We start from the raw sequence: 4668 nt of genomic DNA, 5'->3' as shown, positions 1-4668 counted from the left end.
TAAGAAATTATTCGCTAACCGCATTGATGAATCTCATTAATTCGATGATGACCAAATTTAAGAAGGCCGGTATTTTTTGTTATACCGGCCGCCTATTCTATTGGTTTAAAAACTAATATGCACCAAAATCTGCAAGATGAGAATAGAAGAAATCACCCCAGGAACTTGTCGATTCTATTTTAAGGTATTGGGTGTTAACGGAGGCATTCAGATCGACATTGATCCAGGAACCAGCAACTTTGCTCAGCTGCGTCGTTTTGATTAATGTCCAGCTTACACTATTTGTACTTGAGTAAATATTGACATCTTTCATCGCTCCATTTAAATTGTCGCGGTTACGGAAAGCAACTCCTTTCACGGTGCGTAATGCCCCCATATTGATGGAGAAGAAGTGAGGCTGCGGAGTTTGAGTGGACGACCAGGGCGTATGCCACACTGTACTTCTATTCATATCCAATACATTGCTCGCCGGTGATCCAGTCTCGTTACTATCGCTAGCGACAATTGACCAACCTGTTGTCGGTAAAAGTTTATAGGTAACAACCTTGGATAAATCGGGTACATTGTTAACGAAGTTATAAGCGTACCCTAAGGTTGTACGGCTTCCATTGGCATGGAGAAACCCTATTCTCATTTCGTAATTCCCTGTCAGATCATAAAAATCAGCTAATGGACACTCGAATCGAAAGCTATCCTGGCCAATTATTTTTGTGGCCCATTGTACGGCATCATAATCGTTGTTTACGCCAAAAGGCTCTCTATCATGCCAGACAACAATGTCATTGACCGGTTTTGTTGTCGTAAATTTCCCGGAAATGATAATCTTGTTGTTCACAAAGCTTGATGACAAGGATGTAATTTCTGCAGAAGCGGATGCATACCAGTCACTTCTTACCACAGTGCTAAATACTTGGCTATTGTTAAATGTTGCTGCTGTGGTACTGGTCAATGAGGTTGTGGAGATTCCATAGGTTGAATTGCCTGAACCCATTAAAGCCGTACCTAAAGTTGGTGCTAATGTTTTGTTCATCCTATTGTGACTGGCATTTAATCCGTGGCCCAGTTCGTGGATCATTCCACCGATCCACACAGTTGCTTTCCATCCAATATCGCCGCCTATTCCTAAGTTTTTAGCGTCCAGATTTACATAATCTAAGGCGTAGCAGCTGGTGCCTGTACCATAGAACGGCGGGCCTCCAGGATTAGCTGGATCTGTATTATACGTTGGAATAATAATTAGATTGTGCTCGCTTTTTTTTCCTGACGGATTTTGGTTAAAATAGCTGTCCACTTCTGCCTTCACTGCTCCGCTACCCCCTGAATATGGATAAGTAGCTTTGCCGTATTTTCCGGCGATGTAATGGATATTAATCAAACTGTCATTGAGTAGATCCAATCCGAAAGATTTTCTTCCGAAGCCTTCGCGATCCATATTATTTGCAAACATATTTTGAGCATCTAAGAGGATCTTGCTAAGACGCTTTCTGAAATTGGGAATGGAGTCAACATCATTTGGAACAAAATAGATGACATTCAGCTTATAGGGATTACTGCTCCATTCATTGGTTACCGAAGTTGTTGCTGCGTTTGCCTTTAGATTTCCTACACTTTCTTCGGTGTTAACCAAGGTCTTGTTGCAGGATGCAACCCCTAGTGCGAGGGTTGCAAGCATTAAATTTAAAAGTTTTCTTATAATGGTTTATATTGTGTATCAATAAATATAAATAAGGTTCTTTTATGGTGTGTAAAAAAAATAAACTTTTATCATAATTAGTTTAGTCAATCGATTGATTAATCAGCTTTGGAAATTGTTTTGTAACATTTTAATTCGTTTGGGTAGGAAATCATTAAGAATTAATAGGAAATGGACGATCTTTAACCGATGGTGTACTTGGCTTTCATCGTGGTCTTATTACATTTGATTGCATGAATAATTAAATCGTATGGAAAAAATCAAAAAACTGATATTACTGTTGGGCCAGCAGTTTTAGCTATGCAAAAAATGGAGAGAACAATTAAATTGACAGTATTTTTGCCCTATGACCAAGATCTGGTGTGGCGTGCATTGACGGAAGCAGACCTGCTTGGGGCTTGGTTTATGCCAAACGACATCGAAACCGAGACAGGACATTATTTTACGTTTAGGATGAAAGCCCAGAAGGGCTGGGATGGTATTACGCATTGCGAAATTATTTCGGCAATACCCAAGCAATATCTTGCGTATAGCTACCGGGGTGAAGCTACTGGTGAGAAAGCATTGGCCTGTGCCGGAATTCATTCGGATAAGGCAGATAAACTAACGAAAGGAATCTTCACAAAATTGGATACAGTGTTGAGCTTTTCATTAGAACCAACCTGTAGTGGGACTCTTTTTTTGAAAGTGAAACAGTCCGGTTATAAAGGCATTAAGCTGGTTTTGATCAGTTTTATTATGGAAATGGGCTGGAAAAAGCAGTTGCACAAAAAGTTACCCCATCTCTTGCAAAAGCTCAAAGCAGAGCTATAGAAACAATGATTAGTCCAATTTCTTTCTGAGCCATGTACGGACAGGTTCGTCATACCATTTCAAGCTGACATAGGCCAGTGCAATACTCGTCAGCAAAATCAATAGGGCATAAGGCAAGGCTGTCACTAGTGTCACATCCTTGTTATTGCTGATCCAGGCAACATAAAAATAGACCAAAGGATAGTGTACGAGGTATAGCGGGTAGGAGATGTCACCCAAAAACTTGCAGAGCTTATTTTCTATTCTGCTACTTGATATGTTACTTGTTCCCAAGTAAACAATCAAGGGAAATACAATGATAATGCATACAGACTCATATATCCCGTTCAACCAAAGCTGATCTGCTCCGCCTATACGAGGCATATACAACACAATGGCGATTAAAATACTGCAGTATAAAAATGCATGTCGGATACGGCTGGGATTGGTTATTCTGGATAGCAAAAGGCCCGCAAAAAAGGGATACATGGCGCGGGTGATTCCTATCCGCACTTGCTCAACATTTAACGTCCAGCCACCACTAACATCACCATTGGGACTTGTAATCGCCAAATGCGCGAGCGCCACAGCTGCGATAATGACCAAAATGCTTAAAGCTGTTTTGGATAATTTACGAATACCGATAGCATAGAGAATATTGGCAATATATTCAAAAAACAATGACCAGCCAACACTATTGAGCGGGTGCATTTCCTGCCAACCACGAATATCCAAAGAGAGGGGGACGGGGAGAATCGTATAACCGATGAGCATTACGAGAAGCATTTTCCAAATCGGGACGGTATGAATAAGTGGCCAGATGGTGGAATCGGTAAAGTAGAAGCCTATCGCGCCAAGAGTCATACCCAGTATAACCATGGGCTGAAGGCGTTCAATACGGCGTTTAAAGAAAGTGCCAATCGACATTGTACGCCAGCGATCATCATAAGCATAACCGATTACAAAGCCAGATAAAAGAAAGAAAAAGTCAACTGCCAAATAGCCATGGTTTACCAAGATATCGAGGTGACCTGTTGCCAATGGCTCGGTGAGATGAAAGGTGACAACGATAATCGCCGCCAATCCTCGTAGTCCGTCTAAAATGGGATAGTGTGGTTTTGTAGAAAGGTTTTTATTATTCATGGCTTCTGATTGTATTTCGAAGATGTCGATGGACTTGCTAATTGTTTATACATGTTATCGAATGAATGGGTGAAAATAGTGAAATAACACATTTGATTTTGATAATATTGTATCAAAATCCCGATGGTTAGTCTCATTTTGCTGTGACGCAGATTCGTTTATACGGATTCACTATTCTTGTTACTGGTCTATACCGCTAGCCAGCTTATTTTCTTGTCGATGAAGTATCGCGGTATTCAATACTCCAAATTTTTATATCTTGCTGTCCGATTCACAGAGGTTTTCTTTAATCGCTATACGCAATTAAACCACGTTGTTTATTACTACATGCAATGTCAAGGATGTCATCGATCAAGGTCCAGCACTTATTCTGCTCGTTTATGTAAATATGGGGCTAAATTGCTAAACGCCCGGGTAGACAGCAGCGTTATTAATATGGTTAGCTCGATCCCTTTTTGATGGCTGCCACACTTGGCTGACAATAAATAGCTAAGGAGGCATTAAAACTGATACATTCTAATACCAATTGGGAGGTAATAACAGTTTTCAATCATTTTTTAGACAGTGATTAGTCAGTATTTGTTCAGTTCCCACTGAGTAAGCACTGAACGAGCACTGAACAATCACTGAACAAGCACTGTACTAAATTAGAATCTGATCACTCTTTGATCCTCATTTACTGCAATTAAAGATCAAACAAAAAAAAGGAAAAGGAACTACGCTTCTGTGACAAAAAAAACTGTTTCGCGGTAATAGTTTATTTAGGTATAGAGATAAAGCGAAATGATCTTTTGACATCTTTCAAAGCATCTAAAACTGGAATGTTTTAACGTTGACTACTTACATTTTTAAAACTAATCCATATACATTTAGAATTATCGGCTGTTGGATATGGAAATATCATTATAGGAAGTATTTTGAACGGAATTAAAGAATTAAAGTCATTGCGTGAAAATAAATGACATCATTAAATCGAAGTAGGATAACCTGATAAACAAATTCCACATTGATAATTATGTGGATCATACCGAAAGTTTGGG

Annotated in this window: 3 protein-coding genes; 1 reads left to right on the top strand and 2 read right to left on the bottom strand. The window is 39.6% G+C overall.

Going from position 1 to position 4668, the window contains the following annotated elements; all coding sequences use genetic code 11:
* Positions 1–112 precede the first annotated feature (112 nt).
* Complete coding sequence (locus B4Z47_RS18995) at positions 113–1672, bottom strand: discoidin domain-containing protein (RefSeq protein WP_286727728.1); 1560 nt, start codon at positions 1670–1672, stop codon at positions 113–115.
* A gap of 330 nt (positions 1673–2002) precedes the next feature.
* On the opposite strand from B4Z47_RS18995, the gene B4Z47_RS18990 reads away from it, so the two are divergent.
* Positions 2003–2506, top strand: a complete 504-nt coding sequence (locus B4Z47_RS18990; protein WP_201639174.1) for an SRPBCC family protein — start codon at positions 2003–2005, stop codon at positions 2504–2506.
* Positions 2507–2515: 9 nt separating this feature from the next.
* On the opposite strand, the gene B4Z47_RS18985 is transcribed toward B4Z47_RS18990, so the two are convergent.
* Positions 2516–3628 (bottom strand): acyltransferase family protein, encoded by a 1113-nt coding sequence (locus B4Z47_RS18985; protein ID WP_070569071.1) that lies wholly within the window; start codon positions 3626–3628, stop codon positions 2516–2518.
* Positions 3629–4668 lie beyond the last annotated feature (1040 nt).

This window comes from Sphingobacterium sp. UBA2610, assembly GCF_002339225.1.
In the GTDB taxonomy this organism is placed as follows: Bacteria; Bacteroidota; Bacteroidia; order Sphingobacteriales; family Sphingobacteriaceae; genus Sphingobacterium; species Sphingobacterium multivorum.
The sequence above is the reverse complement of the archived record's forward strand: the minus strand, read 5'-3'. Positions and strand labels throughout refer to the sequence as shown.

Excerpts from the sequence above, each read along its gene's own strand:
- B4Z47_RS18995 (WP_286727728.1), bottom strand. The coding sequence starts at position 1,672 with ATGCTTGCAACCCTCGCACTAGGGGTTGCATCCTGCAACAAGACCTTG.
- B4Z47_RS18990 (WP_201639174.1), top strand. The coding sequence starts at position 2,003 with ATGGAGAGAACAATTAAATTGACAGTATTTTTGCCCTATGACCAAGAT.
- B4Z47_RS18985 (WP_070569071.1), bottom strand. The coding sequence starts at position 3,628 with ATGAATAATAAAAACCTTTCTACAAAACCACACTATCCCATTTTAGAC.